This window comes from Gordonia amarae NBRC 15530 (genome assembly GCF_000241345.1).
GTDB classification, from domain to species: Bacteria; Actinomycetota; Actinomycetes; order Mycobacteriales; family Mycobacteriaceae; genus Gordonia; species Gordonia amarae.
Genome location: NZ_BAED01000003.1, coordinates 49,198 through 71,262 on the forward strand (window position 1 = coordinate 49,198; position 22,065 = coordinate 71,262).

17 protein-coding genes, 2 tRNA genes and 1 pseudogene are annotated in these 22,065 nt (G+C 65.2%); 6 read left to right on the plus strand and 14 right to left on the minus strand.

The genetic code is table 11. The features are described from left to right. Positions 1-26 precede the first annotated feature (26 nt). Positions 27-767, plus strand: a complete 741-nt coding sequence (gene pgl / locus GOAMR_RS00470) for a 6-phosphogluconolactonase (protein ID WP_040513980.1) — start codon at positions 27-29, stop codon at positions 765-767. Positions 768-850: 83 nt separating this feature from the next. Here the strand turns inward: pgl and GOAMR_RS00475 are convergent, their stop codons facing one another. Next, a complete protein-coding gene (locus GOAMR_RS00475; protein WP_040513940.1) occupies positions 851-1,729 on the minus strand; it encodes a universal stress protein in 879 nt (292 codons plus the stop codon). Further along, on the minus strand, positions 1,726-3,567 hold the full coding sequence (locus tag GOAMR_RS00480; RefSeq protein ID WP_005181165.1) for an amino acid permease: 1,842 nt from the start codon (positions 3,565-3,567) through the stop codon (positions 1,726-1,728). Before GOAMR_RS00480 ends, GOAMR_RS00475 begins: the two co-directional genes overlap by 4 nt. 386 nt (positions 3,568-3,953) lie before the next feature. Here GOAMR_RS00480 and GOAMR_RS00485 point away from each other — a divergent pair, with 386 nt between their 5' ends. Next, a complete protein-coding gene (locus GOAMR_RS00485; RefSeq protein WP_005181167.1) occupies positions 3,954-4,565 on the plus strand; it encodes a maleylpyruvate isomerase N-terminal domain-containing protein in 612 nt (203 codons plus the stop codon). Positions 4,566-4,568: 3 nt separating this feature from the next. On the opposite strand, the gene GOAMR_RS00490 is transcribed toward GOAMR_RS00485, so the two are convergent. Then, positions 4,569-4,865, minus strand: coding sequence for a YiaA/YiaB family inner membrane protein (locus tag GOAMR_RS00490; protein WP_005181169.1), 297 nt, complete (start codon positions 4,863-4,865; stop codon positions 4,569-4,571). An 81-nt stretch (positions 4,866-4,946) separates the two neighbouring features. Between GOAMR_RS00490 and GOAMR_RS00495 the strand changes: the two genes are divergently transcribed. The 3 genes from GOAMR_RS00495 (at position 4,947) to GOAMR_RS00505 (ending at position 6,503) form a co-directional block, all read left to right on the plus strand. Beyond that, entirely contained in the window at positions 4,947-5,342 is a 396-nt protein-coding gene (locus GOAMR_RS00495) for a DUF1801 domain-containing protein (RefSeq protein WP_005181172.1), read from the plus strand. Between the two features lie 241 nt (positions 5,343-5,583). Beyond that, positions 5,584-5,668, plus strand: a tRNA-Tyr gene (locus tag GOAMR_RS00500). 37 nt (positions 5,669-5,705) lie between these two features. Then, positions 5,706-6,503 (plus strand): nucleotidyltransferase domain-containing protein, encoded by a 798-nt coding sequence (locus tag GOAMR_RS00505; RefSeq protein WP_005181174.1) that lies wholly within the window; start codon positions 5,706-5,708, stop codon positions 6,501-6,503. 48 nt (positions 6,504-6,551) lie between these two features. Here the strand turns inward: GOAMR_RS00505 and GOAMR_RS23390 are convergent, their stop codons facing one another. Then, positions 6,552-7,001: an EamA family transporter gene (locus GOAMR_RS23390; RefSeq protein WP_005181179.1), complete on the minus strand. Its 450-nt coding sequence runs from the start codon at positions 6,999-7,001 to the stop codon at positions 6,552-6,554. Positions 7,002-7,732: 731 nt separating this feature from the next. Further along, positions 7,733-7,936 (minus strand): FitA-like ribbon-helix-helix domain-containing protein, encoded by a 204-nt coding sequence (locus GOAMR_RS25410; RefSeq protein ID WP_083836790.1) that lies wholly within the window; start codon positions 7,934-7,936, stop codon positions 7,733-7,735. Between the two features lie 78 nt (positions 7,937-8,014). On the opposite strand from GOAMR_RS25410, the pseudogene GOAMR_RS00515 reads away from it, so the two are divergent. Then, a pseudogene (locus tag GOAMR_RS00515) lies at positions 8,015-9,390 on the plus strand (IS1380 family transposase). A gap of 1,042 nt (positions 9,391-10,432) precedes the next feature. On the opposite strand, the gene GOAMR_RS00520 reads toward GOAMR_RS00515, so the two are convergent. From GOAMR_RS00520 to whiA, 9 genes are all read right to left on the minus strand, one after another. Further along, positions 10,433-10,509, minus strand: a tRNA-Met gene (locus GOAMR_RS00520). Positions 10,510-10,559: 50 nt separating this feature from the next. Further along, positions 10,560-13,094, minus strand: a complete 2,535-nt coding sequence (locus GOAMR_RS00525) for a polynucleotide kinase-phosphatase (protein WP_005181191.1) — start codon at positions 13,092-13,094, stop codon at positions 10,560-10,562. Next, complete coding sequence (locus tag GOAMR_RS00530) at positions 13,091-14,434, minus strand: 3' terminal RNA ribose 2'-O-methyltransferase Hen1 (RefSeq protein WP_040513981.1); 1,344 nt, start codon at positions 14,432-14,434, stop codon at positions 13,091-13,093. Before GOAMR_RS00530 ends, GOAMR_RS00525 begins: the two co-directional genes overlap by 4 nt. Positions 14,435-14,472: 38 nt before the next feature. After that, the gene (ppc, locus tag GOAMR_RS00535) at positions 14,473-17,304 is read right to left on the minus strand and encodes a phosphoenolpyruvate carboxylase (protein WP_005181196.1); all 2,832 of its coding nucleotides are present in this window, start codon (positions 17,302-17,304) and stop codon (positions 14,473-14,475) included. 172 nt (positions 17,305-17,476) lie between these two features. After that, entirely contained in the window at positions 17,477-17,710 is a 234-nt protein-coding gene (gene secG / locus GOAMR_RS00540) for a preprotein translocase subunit SecG (RefSeq protein WP_005181200.1), read from the minus strand. A 93-nt stretch (positions 17,711-17,803) separates the two neighbouring features. Next, positions 17,804-18,592 (minus strand): triose-phosphate isomerase, encoded by a 789-nt coding sequence (gene tpiA / locus GOAMR_RS00545; RefSeq protein WP_005181202.1) that lies wholly within the window; start codon positions 18,590-18,592, stop codon positions 17,804-17,806. A 3-nt stretch (positions 18,593-18,595) separates the two neighbouring features. Further along, positions 18,596-19,807 carry a phosphoglycerate kinase gene (locus GOAMR_RS00550; protein ID WP_040513944.1) on the minus strand — a complete coding sequence of 404 codons (1,212 nt, stop codon included), beginning with the start codon at positions 19,805-19,807 and terminating at the stop codon, positions 18,596-18,598. Beyond that, positions 19,807-20,826, minus strand: a complete 1,020-nt coding sequence (gene gap / locus GOAMR_RS00555; RefSeq protein ID WP_005181207.1) for a type I glyceraldehyde-3-phosphate dehydrogenase — start codon at positions 20,824-20,826, stop codon at positions 19,807-19,809. Before gap ends, GOAMR_RS00550 begins: the two co-directional genes overlap by 1 nt. Positions 20,827-20,978: 152 nt before the next feature. Then, on the minus strand, positions 20,979-21,962 hold the full coding sequence (gene whiA, locus GOAMR_RS00560; RefSeq protein WP_005181210.1) for a DNA-binding protein WhiA: 984 nt from the start codon (positions 21,960-21,962) through the stop codon (positions 20,979-20,981). Positions 21,963-22,065 lie beyond the last annotated feature (103 nt).

Sequence of the window (22,065 nt, forward strand, 5' to 3'; positions counted from 1 at the left end):
CATCAGACAATCCCCACCTGGAGCCGATGACGGAGACGCTGGTCTTCGATGACAAGTCGGAGCTGGTGTCCACTGCGGCGCAGCGGTTCGTCGACGTCGTGACCGCCGCCCAACGTGAGCGCGGTGTCGCGCATGTGGTGCTCACCGGCGGCAGCAATGGCATCGCGATCCTGGCCGCACTGGCAGCCAACAGCGGTGAGATCGACTGGTCGAACGTCGAATTGTATTGGGGCGATGATCGTTTCGTCCCCGATGAAGATCCCGAACGTAACGTGGGTCAGGCCCGTGACGCGCTGCTCGCCCATGTTCCGGTCGACCCGGCCAAGGTGCACGCGATGGCCGCATCGGACGGTCCGTTCGGGGACGATATCGACGCCGCAGCCGAGGATTACGCCCGGATTCTGTCCGAGCTGTCCACCGGCGGGGTGGCTCCCGAGTTCGACCTGCATTTGCTCGGTATGGGCGGTGAGGGCCACATCAATTCCCTCTTCCCGCACACCGAAGCCACCGCGGAAATATCGAAAACCGTTGTGGCCGTGACTGACTCCCCCAAGCCTCCGCCCCGCCGCATCACGCTGACGCTGCCGGTGGTCAACCGCAGCCGAGCGGTGTGGTTCCTGGTCGCGGGTGCCGACAAGGCCGAGGCCGTCGCCGCCGCCCATGGCGGCGCCGATCCCGCCGACTGGCCGTGCGCCGGAGCCCACGGCACCGCCGAAACCGTCTGGTTCCTCGACGAGGCGGCGGCATCACACCTTCCGGCCGACTGACAGCAACACAACACAGGTGGGTGCCGTCCGACGTCGGACGGCACCCACCTGTGTTGAGGCCGCTGTGTTTCAGAGCCGTACGGTCAGGTCTTCGGCATCAGGATCACCGGCACCGGACTGTTGCGCAGGATCCGGTTGGCGACTGTGCCCGGGAACACCTGGGACACCACACCCGCGGCACCCGATCCCAGCGCCAGGATCTCACCGGGCCGCCAGGTCACCTTGTCCATCGCCGTCGCCCAATCGGGTCCGGTTCCCACCACGACCTCGGTGTCGGGAACATGGATCCGGGTGCGTACCTCCGCGAGTTCGGCGGTCACCGCATCGCGGGTCTGGTCGATCCAGCGATCGATCATCGCCTGCTCCGAGCCCGGTGTGGCCGTGGCGGCGAATGCCGCCAGGGGCCGGACGGTGAACGACACCACGCGCAACGGCAACGACCACCGGCGGGTCAGCTCGGCTGTCGCGGCGATCAAGCCGCTCTCGTCGGCGGCGCCACCGTATCCCGCGGTGATCCGGGTGATCCGGCCCGGTTCCAGTTCGTAGCCACGGGGGGCGATGGCGACCGGTATCCGCGCGGTGTGCACGATGCGATCGGTGACGCTGCCCAGCGCCAGCCGCCCCATCAATCCCGACGACGACGACCCGACCACCACCAGCGCGGCGTCATGGTCGTAGGCCACCTGTAGGAGACCCGCAGCCGTCGACGGCCCTGGGGTCACGATCGCCGGAATCCCGGCCCCTCCCGGCATTTCGTCGAGCACGCTGCGCAGTGCGGCCTCGGTGAGTCCGGTGAGGTGATCGATGAACTCCTGCTGGAAGGGATCCCCGGCTCGCGCGCCGGAGTCCTCGACCACCGCGACGGCCACGATCGAATGGCCTGACGACGCCGCGATCTGCACGGCCAGATTCAGCGGCGCCCGCGACTGCCGACTCGCCGAGAAACCTACGACGATGGTCATACCGACCCCGAAGCGACGGGCTTGGCGACGACGTTGGTCACCGGAATCTGGAACTGCTCTCGGGCCCTGTCGATCACATCGAACCGCAACCACACCGAATCCTCCGGCGGCTTGGTGGAGATCACGATCTGGTCGGGGTTGAATGACTCCACACCGGCGGCGAGTGCCCGTAGCGGCCGGTTCTCCCCCAACTCGCCGTCGGCGGTGAATCCCGCCTCCCGCAACGTGTTCAGGGTGACGTCGAGGCGTTGTTGCGCGGCCTTCAGGGTCGCCGCCCACACATCCCGTGGACCGTGGGTGGCGGCTGTTCCGGTCTCGACGGGGCTGGCCGGTACTACGACATGGAAGACGCACTGGTGGTCGGCACCCATACGGGCGAGTTCACCGAGCAGCGCAGCGGAATCAACCGTCTCGTTGGCGAGTACCAGTACCCGCTCCGGCGGGGCCTCGGCCTCGATCTTGGGCGCGACCGGACGTCTGTTGACGTAGGCGCGGTTGATGAAGAAGAGAACAATCACCACCGCCCACGACAGCAAACTCAGCAGCAGCTGGGACCGGCTGCCCGACTCGATGCCCATCTGAAGGAGGATCGCCAGAATCGCGACCGCCGTCAGAATCGACAGCACCGGGAACCCCCACATCTTGACCGTGAGGTGCTCGGAACCGTTCCGGAACCGCAGCACCAGTTGCGAGATCGAGATGAGCAGGTAGACGAACAAAATGATCGCGCCGGAGGAGTTCAGCAGGAAGCTGAAGATCGTGTCCTCGGCGACGGATGCGGCGATGATGCAGAGAAATCCGATGACCGAGGAACTCAGGATGGCCGCCGCGGGCACACCGCGCTTGGTCACCTCGACCAGTGCCGCCGGAGCTTCTCGTCGGGCGGCGAGAACGAACAGCATGCGTGATGCCGTGTACATGCCGGAGTTCAGGCAGCTGAGCACCGCGGTGAGCACCACCGCGTTCATGATGTGTTCCGCCCCTGGGATACCCATCTCGTCAAATGCCGCGACGAAGGGGGACGCGTCGTGGCCTTCACCGCCCATCGTGTTCCACGGGAGGATGGTGACCAGCAGGAATGCCGAGCCGACGAAGAACACCGCGATACGCACGATCACCGAGTTGGCCGCCTTGGCCACGGCATGCTCGGGATCCTCCGACTCCGCGGCGGCGATCGTCGCGACTTCGGCACCGACCATCGAGAAGATGACCGTGACGACGCCCACGGTCACCGCACTGATGCCGTTCGGGAAGAAGCCGCCGTGCGCGGTGAGATTGGAGAAATCCAGCTCTTTGTCTGGCCAGAGGCCGATCACATAAATCGTGCCGAGAACAAGAAAGGCGATGATCGCCGCGACCTTGATGCCGGCAAACCAGAACTCGAACTCACCGAACGAGGACACCGAGAACAAATTGGTCGCGGTCATGAGAATGAGAAGAACAAGAGCGGTGATCCACAGGGGGATTCCGTCGTACCAGTATTCGATGATCTTGGCCCCGGCGATCGCCTCGAAACCCACGACGATCACCCAGAAATACCAATACAGCCAGCCCACAGAGAAGCCGGCCCAGTCGCCCAGTGATTGCCGGGCGTAGTCGGCGAATGATCCGGTGGCCGGATTGGCCACCGCCATCTCGGCGAGCATCCGCATCACCATGATGATCAGAACGCCTGCCAGGCCATAGGTTATGAATGTGCCCGGACCGGTATCCTTGATGACCACACCGGATCCCACGAAGAGGCCGGCACCGATGACACCGCCGATCGCGATCATCGTCAACTGGCGTTGGCTGAGCGCCTTCGCCAGTTCGGGGGACGCACCACTCACTAGAATCACCTCGACTCTGCTATTCCAGCAAGATCCGCTGGTCGGTGCCCTAGGAGTACCACAGTGTGAACCACGTCGCAGTGCAAAATGAATACTTCCTCAACTCAACGTGAATGTCGGTTCATGCGATTGGTAAAGATCCGCTTTTGTATCGGAAACCGGGTTCTTTGAAGAGATCAACCCGGCTCGCGCCATATGTTGAGTCAAGTGCCGTACCGGCCAAATGTCCGTACGGGAGGTGTACAGAATGTCCAGTGCGGCATGCCCGTTCACACCGAACCGTGAGTCGGGTTCAGCTTCCTGAATACGAACGATCAACAGATTCACCTGCTGTCGGCCTCCGATCGGATCCGCCGGACTGCACGGCGCACGGAGCGGGCGTAACGTCATGCCCCATGACCGTGCTGGAGGACGAGGCCGCGGCGTTCACGGTCGCCGCGGGATGGGCTGCGGACCGCATCGGCTCCATCACCCGGTGGGACGTGCCGGGCCTGGGTGACTGGGATATGCGTGCCCTGGTCGGCCATACCAGCCGCGCACTACTGACCGTCGAGCAGTACATCACCATTCCGGCGGAATCGGAGTCGGCCGACCGCGCCGAGGCGTACTACGAGGCGGCCGCCCAGATGGTCGCCGCTGACGAGGCCGCGGTACTGCAACGCGGTATCGATGCGGGGGTCGCTCTCGGTGACGATCCCGCGGCTGCCTTCGCCGACATCGCCGACAGGGTCCCGAAACTACTGACCGGTCACCCCGATGCGCTGATCCGGACCATCGCCGGCGGCATGTGGCTGCGCAACTATCTGCCGACCCGCACGTTCGAGCTGGTGGTCCATGGTCTCGACATCTGCGCGGCCGCCGGTCTTCCGGCAGATCCGCCGGAGCCGGCGCTACGAAGGACCCTCGAGCTGGCAACGTCGTTGGCGGTGCGCCGCGGGGATGGCCCCTGTGTGCTGTTCGCGTTTACCGGACGCAGCGCCCTCCCGACCGGCTTCTCCGTCCTGTAAGGGTCAGGCGACGCCCTTGAACGGATCGTGTTCGGCGATCAGCTTCTCCACGCGCGCCTCGTCGAGACGGGACCGGATCGTCGTCTGCTCCTGCCGGTCACGCACCACCTTCGCGAGGGTGAACGTACTCGACACCAGGAACAGCAGGGTGACGCCGAAGAAGCCGCGCTGCCACGAGTCGAGCGGCAGATTCCATACACCGATGACCGACGCGCTCAGGCTGACGGCGAATGCGATGACCGCCTGGATCTGGAAGGCCGAGGTGGTCGCGGACTGGGGAACGTCTTTGCCTTGTGACATGGATAGACGCTAAGCCGTCCGCCCAGGTCAGGATATGCGTAACGTTACTCAATTCCGCTCACTGCGCGTACGCTGCCCGTCATGGGCAACCGCAGGACCGTCGCAGATCCCGAGGCCTCGGTCGATGACTTTCTGTCGACTGTCGGTGAGCAACGCCGGACCGAATCGCGTGCGCTGATCGCGACAATGAACGAGATCACCGGTGAACCGGCGGTGATGTGGGGTAGTGCAATCATCGGTTTCGGTGTCGATGATTCCGGCGAATCGGCATGGCCACTCTTGGCGTTCAGCCCCCGCAAGACCAAGATCTCGCTGTACATCACGAGTGACGCCGGAAGCCTCACCCCGCAACTCGACGCGATCGGCAAATACACCATCGGCAAGGGCTGCATCTACCTGAACAAGCTCGCCGACGTCGATTCGGCGGCTCTGAGTGAGCTGATCGCACGGGTGTACGCCGATAAGACCACCGATTGACGACGCACGACCCCGATACCGCCCTTCGAAGAATAGCTGTGGCGTTCGTCGGGGTCGTCGTCTAGCCTCTGAATCTACTGCCACTGCGACCGAAGGGGGACCATGACCATCAACGCCTGCACTGTTGCGCTCCGTTGTTTCCCGTATCCCGGTTCGCGGATCATCCACGCCTAGAACCCGTTCGGGTTTCCATCGGGGCCTGGTGCCGTCATGGCAGATCAGCCCCGGGCTTTATCATCACGCGTCGGTCGGATAGCGGCTATTCCAGCGGACTGTAAATCCGTGGCTTTCGAGCATCGCAGGTTCGAGTCCTGCCCGGCGCACCACCATTTCCCTGTGACCACCTCCGGAAGGAGCAATCCGATGGACCTGTCTGAACTGCGTCCGAATGTCGAATACGGCGACCCCGCCGTCGCCCTGCCGAACGAGATCCTGCGTTCGGTGGTGGGCAGCGGTGTGCACGGCATCGCTATCCCCGGCACCGACGACCACGACGAGATGGGTGTATACGTCGAGCCGCCCGAGTATGTGCTGGGCGTCGTCGAGCACCGTCAGGACTATGTCTGGCGGACGCAGCCGGAGGGCGTGCGCAGCGGACACGGTGACACCGATCTGGTGTTGTATTCGCTGCGCAAGTACCTGCGCCTGGCGATCAAGGGCAATCCGACGGCACTGCTGCCGCTGTTCGCACCTGCGGAGTCGGTTGTTCTGGTGACGCCACTCGGCGAGGAACTGCGTTCGTTGCGTTCGTCGTTCCTGTCGAGGGCGGCCGCCGAGCGCTTCCTCGGCTACATGCATTCGCAGCATGAGCGGATGCTCGGGCAGTCCAAACGCAACGTGCCGAACCGGCCCGAGTTGATCGCGCAATACGGCTGGGATGTGAAGTACGGTTCGCACGCGCTACGGCTGGCGTATCAGGGTCACGAGTTGGCCGGCTCGGGTCATCTCACCCTGCCGATGCCCGACGACCAGCGCGAACGGGTGCTGTCGGTCAAGCGCGGTGAGGTGCCACGCGAGGAGGTGTCGGCCCAGATCACCGACCTGGAGTCGCAGGTACGTGCTCTGCTCGACGACAATCGGTCACCGCTCCCCGAGTTCGCCGACGCGAACAGGATCGGCGAGTGGGCCGTCGACGCCCAGCGCCGGCACTGGGGCTGGTAGCGGGTGCGTGGTTGTGCCGGGATCACCTCCCGGCACAACCACGACCGCTCACTGTCGGAGTTTCGGCGCGACGAGAATCAGCAACGCGGCACCGAGAAGCGCCATCCCGGACCAACCGATCGCGCCGAGATGCTCACCCAGGATCAGCACGGCCAACACAGTTGCGACAGCGGGTTCGACGAGGGTGACGGTGGTGGCTGTGGTGGCATCGATCCCTGCCAGCCCACGACTGAACAGCACATAGCCGACGAACATCGGCACCAGCGACAGATACGCGAGCACCAGCCACGCGTCTGCGGGAGTGCTTTCCGTGAGAACAAGTCCGACGCCGGCGATCGGTGCGAGCAACATCCCACCCGCACCGAGAACCGCGCCGGCAGCGGCCCCGCGCGGTATGCGCCGGTTGATGACGCGCCGCAACGCCCACGAGTATCCGGCATAGGTCGCTCCGGCGACCAACCCCAACGCGACACCCGCCGGCACCGACGCCAACAACACCACACCGTCCCCAGCGCAACCCCACCCACCCGCATCGACGTATAGAACGCCAGCGGATAGATCGCGACACACACCGCACCGAACGCGACGACACCGACGCTGCGCCGCAACGTATCCCGATGCGACCGCAATACCTCGGCATCGACGACCGCCTGAAGTAGCCCGCACCCGCCCATCACGACCGCCCCGATCACCAGCGGATTGACCGTCGGCGCGTACGCCGCGGCCAGTCCCGTGGTCCCCCACAGAACCGCCGCCGCACACTACCGTCGCGATGCCGAACTACGAACCCGCAGACCACGGATTGATGAACGGCACTCCGAGTGGCTCGAAGTGCCGTTCGCTTCGCGTCACGACCGTCCGCCCCGTCGCTTGGGCCACAGTACCGATGAGTGCGTCATCGAGCGGGACGTGTTCGGGCACTCAATAGGTGGCGAGGACACAGGCTGCCGACAGATCAAACGCAAGACCACGGCCTCCGAAAGCATATCGAATGCGGTCCTCGAACCTGCGACGCAGAACCACCCCCCTGTGCAGATCGGTTCGTTCCTTTGCCACGACACCTCGCTCAATCTAGCGATCGTCGTTGCCGTCACGAAAGCCACCCAAGTCTCGACGGCGCGGCTACGTCCACGCGCCCGGAGTGTCGATACGACATTGGTGTTGAGGGACATACTGCTTCCGACCCGTCACACGTCGGCGGGGCAAACTTTCAGGCCGAGTCGCTCAGGCTAGAAGTCGACATCGGAACCTACGTCACCGGTAAGCAGATCTACAAGCGCCACCGGCTCACGTTCCAATTCACGGGACAGGATCTCACGCACCTCGGCCTCAACCGACCGATGGTGCAAATCTGATCGTACCTTGAGTGCAGCCCTGGTCCCGGGAGGAAGATTACAAACTAGTTTCAGCCTTTCACGCTGATTGCGTGTCATACGAAGATTGGTGCCCTGACCTGGGATAATTCGACTTACCACAGTCCGAATACGCCCGGTTCGAGGAGCACCAATCTGGTGAGTAAGTCTACGTCGAAGTACCCGTCGCTGTCTGTAGAGGGCGGCGGAACCGGGATCGTGTCGCATGCGGGGACAGCGTTGTTGCTGCGGGCCGGGGAGAAGACCGGCCTGCTCGATGAGCTATCGCGGGCGTTGTCGCCGTGGCGTAAACCCCTTGCCATCCATGACCCAGGCAAGATCGTGTTCGATCTGGCAGTGTCGGTCGCGATCGGCGGGGACTGCCTGGCCGACATCGCGCAGTTACGTGGTGATCGGGATGTGTTCGGGCCGGTGGCCTCCGATCCGACGGTCTCACGATTGATCTCCAGCCTGGCCGCTGATGCGGGGCCCGCTGTGGCGGCGATCAACACCGCCCGCGCCCACTCCCGCGCGAACGCATGGCAGGCGGCCGGGTCCGGGGCCCCCGATGCGCATTGCGATGAGGGTGGGCTGGTGGTCGTGGATCTGGATGCGAGTCTGCTGACCGCACATTCGGAGAAACAGTCAGCTGCGCCAACCTATAAGCGGGGGTTCGGATTTCACCCACTGTGCGCGTTCGTAGATCACAGGCCCGGCGGGACCGGTGAGCCGGTGCGATCATGCTGCGCCCCGGCAACGCCGGAGCCAACACCGCCGCCGACCACATCGCGGTCACCGAACAGGTCCTGACCCAGATACGTACACCAGCCCGGACGGTGCTGATCCGTACCGACTCGGCCGGTGGCACCCACGAGTTCCTGAACTACCTCACCGACCACGGACTGGGGTACTCGGTCGGTTTCGGACTCTCAACTATCGCCGCCCAGGCGATCGACCGGCTGCTCCCGCAGGCGTGGACTCGCGCCTACGACCCTGACGGGACCGAACGCGAGGGGGCGTGGGTCGCTGAGCTGACCGGGATGCTCGATCTATCGTCCTGGCCTGCCGGTATGCGGGTCATCGTGCGTAAGGAGCGCCCGCACCCCGGCGCACAGTTGCGGTTCACCGACCGCGACGGGCTGCGGCTGACAGCGTTCGCGACCAATACCCGTGGTGGGCAACTGGCCGCCCTGGAGTTGCGTCATCGACGTAGGGCCCGTTGCGAGGACCGCATCCGCTCTGCCAAAGACTGCGGTCTGCGTAACCTGCCACTGCACGGGTTCGACCAGAACCGCATCTGGTGCACCATCGTCGAACTGGCCTGCGAGCTGTTGGCCTGGACCCAGATGCTCGCCCTCACCGGAAGCCCGGCCCGCCGTTGGGAACCCAAAGCGCTACGGCTACGACTGTTTTCGATCGCAGCACGACTGACCCGACATGCCCGAAGACGACGCCTCAAACTCGCCGCCGCACCACACTTACAACTACTCCTGAACGGGATGCATACCCTGACAGAACTTCCCAACCCCGGCTGACACTGCCGCCGACCATAACCAACCACCAGGAAGGACAGCACTTTTCGGGGCCGTGAACCCCGACGCCCACCGACGCTCGGGCACACCGTCACGGCCCCGGCCCAGAATTCGGTCCTCAGACCACCACCTGGGCCCACTCAACAGACAACAGCAACCTCACGAAATTTTGAGGCTAGTGGACGCGAATAACTATCTGATCACCGTTAGGCCTGGTGCACTGAGTTCCCACCCCGGTCATCTGACTCGTACCAGCAGTAGGTGACGAACAATGCCAAACTCCCACATCGCCATGCTGCGCGTTACCACCAAGGGCACTATCGGGCAGCGAAAAATATCCATGTAATACTGATCGCGCAGTCTTACACGACACATCACCCCGTGCGACGACAGTTCCAACAGTTCCTGTTGACGAATAGGTATAGGTGCCACACCGCTTAGAGCCGGATGCAGTCATGAGAATCGGACCTGACAATGAGGTTGACTTCGATTCATTTGATTGTGGGGTAGATGAGTCCAGCGGTTGCGGAAGAGCCAAAGCCGCTGATTCTAGATCTAACATGGCAGGCTTTGCCTCCGATTCAGAACCTATACCACTAACAGTAATCCCCGTGCCTCCCACTAACAGTACGGCAACTCCAATACCAACCAGTAAATACGTAGGACGAATCTTCATTACTCCCCTTGCATTTCATGCTAGCTAAGTTTATCTCGACGCGTGCGAATCAATGCCATGTCGCGCGATCCCAGCAGCTACGCATGACACCATGCGTACGGTTTCGAATAACTAAATATCTGCAATAGCGTTATCCGATAGAACCCGCCCACTGGAGCGGGTCAACGCCTCAACCGGCATCCTTTCACCACATCCATCGACAGGCCACCTAATCGAATACTCACCTGCCCCCCTGAACATTTTGGCCAGCACTCATCATACCATCCCAAATGGTATGGTAGCTACAGCTAGTACGAGCGTCATCATAATTTGATTCGATACTACGGAATGCAAACCGGCCCTGACCGAAGATCGGTCAGGGCCGGTGCGTGGTAGCGGGGACAGGATTTGAACCTGCGACCTCTGGGTTATGAGCCCAGCGAGCTACCGAGCTGCTCCACCCCGCGTTGACTTGAAGAAGACTACGGGGGTGGGACGGCAGAACGCAAATCGGCTGCTAGAGGCGTGAATCGACAGGCTCGGACTCGAGGGCGAGGACGGCGAAGACGGCCTCGTGGATCTGCCAGAGCGGGGCGCCGTCGATGTGGCGGGCGAGGGCTTCGCGGCCGAGCTGGTACTCACGCATCGCCATCGACCGTTTGTGTCTCAGGTCCCGCTTGCGCAGGCGGGCGAGGTCATCACGGTAGGACTGGCTGTAGATGATGCGCAGGTACTCGGGGCCGCGCACCTTCACACCCGGCGGGATGAGACGGTGCTTGTCGTCGCGCGTCAGGTTGCCGGCGGGTTTGACCACCATCCCTTCCCCGCCGGCGGTGGTGAGGTCCTCCCACCAGCGGATGCCTTCGGCACACGATGACGCCTCGCCCGTCGATACCAGCAGTCGCTGTGTGGACGCGAAGATGCCGGGCCCGGCGAGGGCGAGGCCGTCAGCGGTATCGAGATGCCAGGTGTGCGGGCGGTTCGCGAATGTCGTGCCGCCGTCGGTGCTTCCGGCCGCCAGTACCTCGAACGGGGCGATCCGCACATCGTCGATACCGGCGTCGGCATCGACGTACCGGCTATACGCGGCGGTGAAGGCCGCCCGATTCCGACGATCGCGCTCGCACCGATCGGAGAGCGCGCCGAGGTCCAGACCGCGTGCGGTCGCGCGCGCCAGTTCCGTGGCCAGCACGTCGGCCTCCGACCCCCCCGCCGCCGCGACCTCGGCGAACTGCTCACGGATCAGCCTCTCACCCTTGATGTTCCATGGGAGAAGTTCGGCGTCGAGGATCAGCCAGTCACTTCCCAGGCCGTCGAGCACGCCGTGTGCGGCGTCAAGGGCCCGTGAGACGATGCTGTCCGTCGTGGCGGCATCGAAGAACGGGCGGCCGGTGCGCGTGTACAGGGCGCCCCGGGTACCGTCGCTCACCCCGAACACCCGCCGGGCGGCGTCACCACGAGTGAGAACCAGGACCGCCCGCGACCCCATGTGCTTCTGCTCGCAGATCACCTCCCCGACGCCGAGTTCGGCGTAGAACTCGAACGCGGCGCGCGGATCCTCCAAAAGGTCATCGCGGGCCGACCCGACGGGACTCATCGTCGGCGGCAGGTAGCGCACCCAGCGGGGGTCGATGGCGAAGCGCGACATGACCTCCAGCGCCGACGCCGAAAACTCCTCCCGCACAGTCACCGCCGGACCGAATCTGGTGCGTATAACCCGCTTTCCGGTGACGTCATCGAGACGCAGTTCGGTACGCATCAGCACGTCGATGTCGGTGTCGCCGTATCCCATCGGCCGTCCGCCAGGCCAGTGCACCGTCTCGGCCGGCACGTCGACGGTCTCCAGTTCCGGATACCGCAGTGCCGTCAGCCGGCCTCCGAACACGCAACCGGTGTCGATGCACAGGGTGTTGTTGACCCACCCGACGTCGGTGACGGGGGTGTGCCCGTAGACGACTCGCGCCGCGCCGCGGTAGTCCCGCGCCCAGTCGCCGCGCACCGGGTAACCCCAGCGGTCCTTCTCCCCCGTCGTCTCGCCGTACATCGCCAGGTTCCGGACCTGCCCGGACGACCGGTTGTGGTAGCGCTGTGCCAGACCGGCGTGCGCCACAACCAGTTTCCCGTCATCGAACACGTAGTGCGAGACCAGCGAATCGAGGAATGCGATGGCCTCGTCGACGAACTCCGGCGACTGGGCCTCCAATTGCGCCACCGACTCGGCGAGTCCGTGGGTCAAGGCGGGAGCCTCACCCGGACGGCCGGAGCCACGGCGTCGTTGCAGCGTCTTGAGCAGTTTCTCCTCGTGGTTGCCGCGCACACACCACGCGTTACCGGCTGCCACCAGACCCATCACCCGACGCAACACTCCCGGGGTGTCCGGGCCACGGTCGACGAGATCGCCGACGAAGATCAGTTTCCGGCCGTCCGGATGGGTGTTGCCCACCCAGCCGAGACGCCCCAGCAAGGTGTCGAGTTCGGCGCGGCAACCGTGAATATCACCGATGAGGTCGAACGGGCCGTGTACATCGCCGACGTCGCTGAACAACCGTGTCCGGGTGATCCGGGCAGCATCGATCGTCTCGACACCGTCGAGGACATGCACGAACCGGAACCCCGCCTTACGCAGATTCCGGCCATGCTGTTTGAGCAGTTTGTGCTGCCGCACAACAACAGCTGCGTCGATGCCCGCGCGGCCCTCAGCGCGGCGCTTGAGCTCGGCGAGCGGCACATCGAGCACGACGGCCACGGCGAAGACGTCGTGCTCCTTCGCCAGATCCAGCAGCCCCTTCCGGTCCTCGGGCCGCAGTGAGGTGGCGTCGACGACGGTCAGCAGGCCACGACGCAGTCGCCGCCCGGCGATATCGTGCAGAGCGTCGAACGCGTCGACGGTGGCGTCCTGGTCGGTCTGGTCGTCGGACACCAGCGCCCGGAACGCATCCGAGGACAGTACCTCGGTGTCCCGGAAGTGCGTGCGCGCGAACGACGATTTACCCGAGCCGGTGACGCCGACAAGCACCACCAGGCACAGCTGCGGTATCTCGATGGTCGTCATTGCTTGTCTCCACAGTCAATTCGGGTGAATACAGCTACTTGTGTCGGCGGCCCCCACGCGGGCACGTCCTCACCGACGCCGCCGAGTTCGACCGTGTACCGGTACCGCTCGGCGACACGTGCAGCCCAGTCGGCGAACTCGGCTCGGGAGAACTCGAAACGGTGATCGGGATGGCGCAGTTTATCGTCGGCGAGCCCGAACACCGCGTTGTGTTCCCGGTTCGGGGTGGTGACGACGACGGTGCGCGGAGCCATCGTCTCGAATACCGAAAACTCGGCCACCGCAAGACGGTCGGCGTCGATGTGCTCGATCACCTCCATCAGCACCACCGCATCGAAGCCGCGACAGCGCGAATCGGTGTACATCAACGATGACTGCCACAGGTCCACATCACGTAGCCGCGCCAACCGGGTGGTCGCCTTGTTCAGTTCCGCCACCGACACGTCGATACCGGCGAGCCGCCCGGCGAAACCGTCGGACACCAGGCCCGCCAACAGCTTTCCCTCACCGCAGCCGACATCGAGCACCGACCGCGCACCCGACCGGAAGATCAACTCCCTCACCGCCGTCCGGCGCTGCCGGGCCAGCGGCGCACGGTACTGCCGTGCACCGTCATCGTCGGGTGCCGCGGCATCACCGAAGCGCAGCGTGGCCTGCTCGGTCAGCGGACGTATCCATTTCAGGTATCCGCGCACGATCGCCTCGCGACACGGATGCGCGCCGAGCCAGCCGTCACCGAGCCGCTCCAGCTTGTCCACCTCGTCGTCGGCGACGAAATAGTGCTTGTCATCGGCCAAAACCGGCAACAGTACCGCGATCTGCCGCAACGCATCTCGCAGCGTGGACCGTCCACGCACCGTGATGGTCGCGTGCATCGATTCACCCCACTGCACAGGGCTCAGCTGCTCCCGCCGCACGCCGACATCCCACCCGAGCGGGCCGAACAGTTCCGCCGGCGTCGACGCACTGCGCAATGGCACCGCCGCGACGGTGACCACCACATCCCAGACATGCCCGACCAGATCGGGCCGGGCGGCGGCCCGCCCGGCGATGGTGTCGCCGAAAACCTTTCCCAACGCCACCACGAACCGCGACGACGCCTCGGCGGCAAGCGCATTCACATACGGACTGACACCACTGGACTTGTCTGGCCGCACACCGTCACCATCGACATGCAGCACCACCCGGCACCGCTGCGCCGTCGCCTCCGAAGAGAACACGGTCGCCGTGCCCTGCGTCGTCGGAAACGTCTGCACCCGATCGGGGTGCTTATGCAGCAGGAACCCGAGATCGGTTGCCGGCCGCGAGTCGTCTCCGGTCACTTCAATGGTGGCTATCACCACTCGACTGTACGGACTCCGGCAACCGGTTTTCGGAACTAGCCGCTGTTGCGGAGGGCGGTGGCCAGGCCGTTCATGGTGAGTTGGATACCGCGGCGAATGCGGGGTGAGTCCTCGCCGGCACGGAACTGGCGCAGGAGTTCGATCTGCAGCAGGTTGAGCGGCTCCAGGTACGGGAAGCGGTTGTAGACCGAGCGTTTCAGCGCGGAGTTGTCGGCGAGCAGGTCGTCAGTGCCGGTGATCTTGAAATACATGTCGATGGTGCGTTCATGCTCGTCGACGATCATGCCGAACACCTTGTCGCGCAACTCCTCATCCGGAACCAACTGGGCGTACCGGTGGGCCAGGCCCATGTCGGACTTGGCCATCACCTGCGCCATGTTCGACATCACCGAGGTGAAGAACGGCCACTCCTCGTAGTATCGGCGCAGGGTGGCGAGTTTGGTCTCGTCACCGTCGATCCACTGCTCGAACGCCGACCCGGTGCCGTACCAGCCGGGCAACATCACCCGCGACTGCGACCAGCTCAGCACCCACGGGATGGCCCGCAGGTCCGAGATGGCCGTCGTCTGCTTCCGCGCGGACGGTCGGGAGCCGATGTTCAGCGCACCGATCTCCGACAGTGGAGTCGAGGTGGTGAAGTACTCGACAAAGCCCGGGGTCTCGTGCACCAGTTTCGAGTACGCAGACCGGGCCAGCGCGGCGATCTCGTCCATGTCGCGGTACGCCGACTCAGAATCATCGCCGAGGCCCTCGACATCCAGCAGCGACGACTCGATGGTCGCGGCCAGCAGCGTCTCCAGATTGCGGGCGGCCTTGACCGGTTCGGAGTACTTGGCGGCGATCACCTCACCCTGTTCGGTGATCCGCAACGAACCCTGCACCGCACCCGGCGGCTGCGCGAGGATCGCGTCGTAGCTGGGTCCGCCGCCGCGACCGACGGTGCCGCCACGGCCGTGGAAGAGCCGCAGCCGGATTCCGGCCTTCTTCGCCGCCTCCACCAGGTCGAGCTCGCCGCGGTAGAGCGCCCAGTTGGCTGCCATGTAGCCGCCGTCTTTGTTGGAGTCGGAGTAGCCGAGCATGATCTCCTGGATGCCCTGCTGAGACTGGACCAGCTTCCGGTAGAACGGAACCTCCAGCGCGGCAAGGATTGTCGCCGCACCCTGCTGCAGATCCTCGATGGTCTCGAACAGCGGCACCACTCGCACCGTCGAGCGCGGTGAACCGTCGTTGGGGTCGAACAGTCCCGCTTCTTTGAGCAGGATCATCGCCTCCAACATGTCCGAGACAGAGGTACACATGCTGATGATGTAGTTGGGCACGGCCTCCGGGCCGTACAGCGCAACGGCTTTCGCCGCGGCGCGGACGATGGCGAGTTCCTTGGTCGCCAGCTCACTGAGCTCGGCGTCGGGACCGATCAGCGGCCGGCGGGAGGTCAGCTCCGCCGACAGCAACGCCACCCGCTCGTCCTCATCGAGCGAGGCGTAATCGGGATGCACACCGGCCCAAGCGATCAGCTCGGCCACCACCTCCTCGTGCATATCCGAGTTCTGCCTCATGTCGAGGCCGTACAGGTTGAACCCGAACGTGCGGACGCCCTCGCGGAGGGTGCGCAGCCGGTCGTCGGCGATGATCTCGTCATGGTTGGCACGCAGCGCGGCGTCGATGATATCGAGGTCGACGAGCAATTCGTCCGCCGTGTCATACGGGGCCGAACCGTCCACCAGATATAGGTCCGAGGTGCGCATCACGTCCTCACCGAACATCGCGGTGGCCTTGGCGGCGAGCCGGGAACGGATGTGCCGCAACGCGACCCGGTACGGTTCGTCCGCCGAAGGATCCTCCGGCGAGGACCCGGTGAGTGCGTACAGCTCGTCGTAGGGCACGGTGAGGCGTGTCGACAGGCTCACCTCCTGGCCGAGCACCTCAAGCTGTTCGAGATAGTGGCCGATGGCGGTGCGGGCGGCCATCGTGGTGGAGAAGCTCACCACCTCGTCGGTGACGTACGGGTTGCCATCGCGGTCGCCGCCGATCCACGACCCCATCCGGATCATCGGGTCGTCGGTGATCCCGGCAGCGGGATACGCGGCCCGCAATGCCTGCCGCACCTGGGTGTTGATCTTGGGCACCACCTCAAAAAACGCGGCATCGTAGTAGCGCAGACCGGTGCGGATCTCATCCTCGATGCGGGGGCGTTCGAGCCGGATCAGCGCGGTCTGCCACAGGATGAGGATCTGACGGCGGATGCCCTCGATGATCGCCGCATCCTCCTCGGGGGTCGGATCCTGCCGCAGATGCTGCCGCAGCAGGTCGGTGATACGGTGCTGGGCCTCGAACACCGACCGGCGCCGGGTCTCCGTCGGGTGCGCGGTGATCACCGGGACCACGGTGGCGTCCGCAAGTGCCTTCCCGACGGCCGCATCGTCGAGGCCGGCCTTGGCCAGTGCCGCGTAGGTGTTCGCCAGGCTGCTCACCTGCGGCGGGTCGCCGGCGCGGACGTGGATGCGGCGGCGGCGTTCGCGGTGGATGTCCTCAGCCAGGTTGGCCAGCAGGGCGAAATGACTGAACGCGCGGATGATCGGCATGGCCACGGCGATGTCGATGTCGGTGTAGCGGTCGGCGAGCTTGTCGCGGTCGAGTTCACCGCGCCGGATGCGGAAGGCGTCCTTGCGGGAGCCCTCGACGAGTTCGAAGATGTCGTCACCGGAGTGGGTGCGAACCGTGTCGCCGAGGATGGTGCCGAGAAGCCTGATGTCGTTACGCAGCGGTTCGGTGAGCGCCCGCCCCGCGTCGTCGATGTGGATGTGGTCGACGATGGAAATCGATGGCCGCCAGGACGCTGCACCCCGCGAGGGACTCGAATCGCTCATGGCGACCAGTATTGCGCCAAATCCGATTCACGGCAGTGCGACCGGCGGAACCGACGACCGCCGATGGTGTCCCCCACGCTGGTTTCGAGGCTCGTCGCTAACGCTCCTCACACCTCAACCGGCGCGGGGGCCTCGGTCACAGCGCTCCACGGACTTCAACCCGGTAAACGGGTCAGGAAAGTTTGATGTCGACGCCGATGCCGATGATGAAGATGACCCAGATCAGGCCGACGAAGATGGTGAGCCGGTCGAGGTTGCGCTCGACGACGCTGGACCCGGACAGGCTGGACTGCACTCCACCGCCGAACAGCGACGACAGACCGCCACCCTTGCCACGGTGCAACAGCACCAGCACGATCATCAGGATGCTGGTGATGATCAGTCCGATGTCGAGTGCGAGCTTCACGGGTGGTGGTGTCCTGTCGGTCTCGGGTGCATAAACATGTGGCGGATCGGTCCTGGTGAGAACCGATCCGCCACAGTCTACGCTAACGCGGTGTTACGGCAGCGGGCCCCCGGCCGCGATGGCCGACAGCGTCGCGAACTCGTCCGGCTTGAGCGAGGCACCGCCGACGAGCGCGCCGTCGACATCGGTCTGGCCGACGATGTCACCGACGTTCTTGGCGTTGACCGAACCGCCGTAGAGAACGCGGACCGCTGCGGCGGTGTCCGCGTCGGCGATCTCGGCGAGTGCACCACGCACGGCGGCGCACACCTCCTGGGCGTCGTCGGCGCTGGCCACCCGGCCGGTGCCGATGGCCCACACCGGCTCGTAGGCGATGACGGTCTTGCCGATCTCCTCGGCGGTCAGACCCGCCAGCGAACCCTTGAGCTGGGCGACGTTGTACTCGACGTGGTTGCCCGCCTCACGGATGTCCAGACCCTCACCGATACAGACGATCGGCGTGATGCCGTGCCGCAATGCCGCCTTGGCCTTGGCGAGCACCACCTCGTCGGTCTCGGCGTGCAGGGTGCGGCGTTCGGAGTGGCCGACCACCACATAGGTGCACCCCAGCTTGGCCAGGAACGCACCGCTGATCTCACCGGTGTAGGCGCCCGAGTCGTGCTGCGACAGGTCCTGCGCACCATAGGTGAGCAGCAGTTTGTCGCCGTCGACGACGGTCTGCACGCTGCGGATGTCGGTGAACGGCGGGATCACCGTCACGTCGACCTTGTCGAAGTACTTCGCCGGCAGCGCGAACGCCAGCTTCTGCACCAGCGCGATGGCCTCAAGGTGGTTGAGGTTCATCTTCCAGTTGCCCGCGATGAGCGGCTTGCGTGTACTCACGTATCAGCTCTCCAAAACCTTCAGACCCGGCAGTTCCTTGCCCTCCAAATATTCCAGCGACGCACCGCCACCGGTGGAGATATGCGAGAACCCGGAATCGGGCAGGCCCAGCGTACGCACGGCGGCGGCGGAGTCACCGCCACCGACGACGGTGAACGCGCCGCCCTCGGTGGTCGCGGCGATCGCCTCGGCGACGCCGCGGGTGCCCGCGGCGAACTTCTCGAACTCGAACACACCCGACGGGCCGTTCCAGAAGATCGTCTTGGCGCCCGAGAGCACCGCGGCGAACCGCTTGACCGACTCGGGCCCGATGTCCAGGCCCATCCAGCCGTCCGGGATCTCGCCCGCGGCAACGGTCTGCGCTTCGGCGTCGGCGGCGAACTTGTCGGCCACCACCACGTCGACGGGCAGCTTGATCACGTCGCCGAACCGCTCGAGCAGGGCCTTGCAGACGTCGATCTGATCTTCCTGCAACAGCGAGGTGCCCACCGAGAGGCCTTGTGCGGCAAGGAAGGTGAACGCCATTCCGCCACCGATGACCAGGGTGTCGACCTTGGGGGCCAGCGATTCGATGACGCCGAGTTTGTCGGACACCTTCGAGCCGCCGAGCACCACCGCGTACGGGCGCTCCACGTCGTGGGTCAGCTTGGCCAGCACCTCGACCTCGGCGGCCACCAGGTTGCCCGCGTAGTGCGGCAGCAGCTTGGCGACGTCGTACACCGAGGCCTGCTTGCGATGCACCACACCGAAGCCGTCGGAGACGAACGCGCCGTCGTCGCCGACGAGTTCCACCAGGGCCTTGGCGAGCGATTCGCGCTCGGCCTCGTCCTTGGAGGTCTCGCGCGGGTCGAACCGGATGTTCTCCAGCAGCAGCACGTCGCCGTCGGTGAGACCCTCGGCGCGGGCCAGTGCGTCCGAACCGACGACGTCACCGGCGAGCTGCACATTGCGGCCCAGTTCCTCGGACAGCCGTGCGGCCACCGGGGCGAGCGAGAACTTCAGGTCGGGCTCACCCTTGGGCCGGCCGAGGTGCGCGGTGATGATCACCTTGGCACCGGCGTCGATCAGCGCGTTGAGGGTGGGCAGCGACGCCAGGATGCGGCCCGGATCGGTGATCGTCGACCCGTCGAGCGGGACGTTGAAATCCGACCGGACCAGCACACCACGACCCGAAACACCTTCTTCGAGAAGGTCTTTCAGAGTAGCTACGGACATCAGAGCGACTTTCCGACCAGACCGATGAGGTCGACGAGGCGGTTGGAGTAGCCCCACTCGTTGTCGTACCAGGAGACGGCTTTGACCTGGTTGCCGAGGACCTTGGTGAGCCCGGCGTCGAACAGCGAGCTGTGCGGGTCGGTGACGATGTCGCTGGAGACGATGGGCGCGTCGTAGTACTTGAGGATGCCCTTGAGCGGCCCCTCGGCGGCGGCCTTCATCGCGGCGTTGACCTCGTCGGCGGTGGTATCCCGGCCGACCTCGACGGTGAGGTCGGTGACCGAGCCGGTGGGGATCGGCACACGCAGCGCATAGCCGTCGAGCTTGCCCTTGAGCTCGGGCAGGACCAGGCCGATGGCCTTGGCGGCACCGGTGGAGGTGGGCACGATGTTGATCGCGGCAGCGCGGGCGCGACGCAGATCCTTGTGCGGGCCGTCCTGCAGGTTCTGGTCCTGCGTGTAGGCGTGGACGGTGGTCATCAGGCCCTTGACGATGCCGAACTCGTCGTTGAGCACCTTGGCGAACGGGCCGAGGCAGTTGGTGGTGCACGAGGCGTTGGAGATGATGTTCTGGCTGCCGTCGTACTTGTCGTCGTTGACGCCCATCACGATGGTGATGTCCTCGTCGGAGGCCGGCGCGGAGATGATGACCTTCTTGGCACCGGCGTCGAGGTGGCCCTGCGCCTTGGCGCGGGCGGTGAAGATGCCGGTGGACTCGACGACGACGTCGACGCCCAGGTCGCCCCACGGCAGCGCCGCCGGGCCCTCCTTGACCTCGAGGGCCTTGATCTTCACGTCGCCGACGACGATGGTGTCTTCGCCTTCGAGGGTGACATCCTGCGGCAGGCGGCCGAGGATGGAGTCGAACTTCAGCAGGTGCGCGAGGCTCGCATTGTCGGTCAGGTCGTTGACCGCGATGATCTCGATGTCAGTGGTCCCCAGCGCCTTTTGTGCCTCGACAGCGCGGAAGAAGTTACGGCCGATCCGGCCGAATCCGTTAACGCCTACCCGAACAGTCACTGTTGTGCTCCTTAGCGGTATTCATCGACGGGCCGTATGGCCCAGGGGTACGGCCCCCCGCGGCGCCATCCTTACAGGCACCACCGGGAGACCATCGCCGCATCTCAGCCTAGTAGCTGCCGGTCATCGGAGCAGCGGGTGGCACCGAAAATTCACGCCTCGTCGAGCAGGTCGGAGGTGACCGCCGCCTCGGTGTCCGGAATACCTTCTGCGCGTGCCTTTTTGTCGGCCATCGACAGCAGGCGCCGAATCCGGCCCGCGACCGCATCCTTGGTCATCGGCGGGTCGGCGAGCTGGCCGAGTTCCTCCAGCGACGCCTGGCGGTGCGTCACCCGCAACTGTCCCGCCGCCAGAAGGTGGTCGGGGATCTCGTCGCCGAGGATCTCCATCGCCCGTTCGACGCGGGCGGCGGCGGCCACCGCGGCGCGTGCCGATCGGCGGAGGTTGGCGTCGTCGAAGTTGGCGAGGCGGTTGGCGGTGGCGCGCACCTCGCGGCGCATCCGCCGTTCCTCCCACACCAGCCGGGTGTCGTGGGCACCCATCCGGGTGAGCAGCGCGCCGATGGCCTCGCCGTCACGGATCACCACCCGGTCGGCGCCACGGACCTCGCGGGCCTTCGCGGTGACACCGAGCCTGCGCGCGGCGCCGACGAGCGCGAGCGCGGCCTCGGGCCCTGGGCAGCTGACCTCGAGCGCCGACGACCGGCCGGGTTCGGTGAGAGATCCATGGGCCAGGAAGGCGCCGCGCCAGGCCGCCTCGGCGTCGGCGACGGTGCCACCGACGACCTGGGCCGGCAGGCCGCGCACGGGGCGCCCCCGCATGTCGAGCAGGCCCGTCTGCCGGGCCAGGCCCTCACCGTCCTTGGTGACGCGCACGATGAACCGGGCACTCTTGCGGATACCGCCGCTGCGCAGCACATGTACCTCGGAGTTGTAGCCGTACAGGTCGTGGATCTCCCCACGCAGACGGCGGGCGACGTTGCCCACGTCGAGTTCGGCCTCGACCACGACGCGGCCCGCGACGATATGCAGGCCTCCGGCGAATCGGAGGAGGGCCGATACCTCTGCCTTCCGGGAGCTCACCTGCGTCACCGGTAGACGACTCAGCTCATCCTTGACCGCCGCCGTCATCGCCACGAGTACCTGGCCTCCTGTCATCTGCCCAAACCCCCCTGTTTCACTGTGCTGTGACATCCCCGGTGACGTGTCGGGTCACAGCACACCCCACCGTGAGACGGCG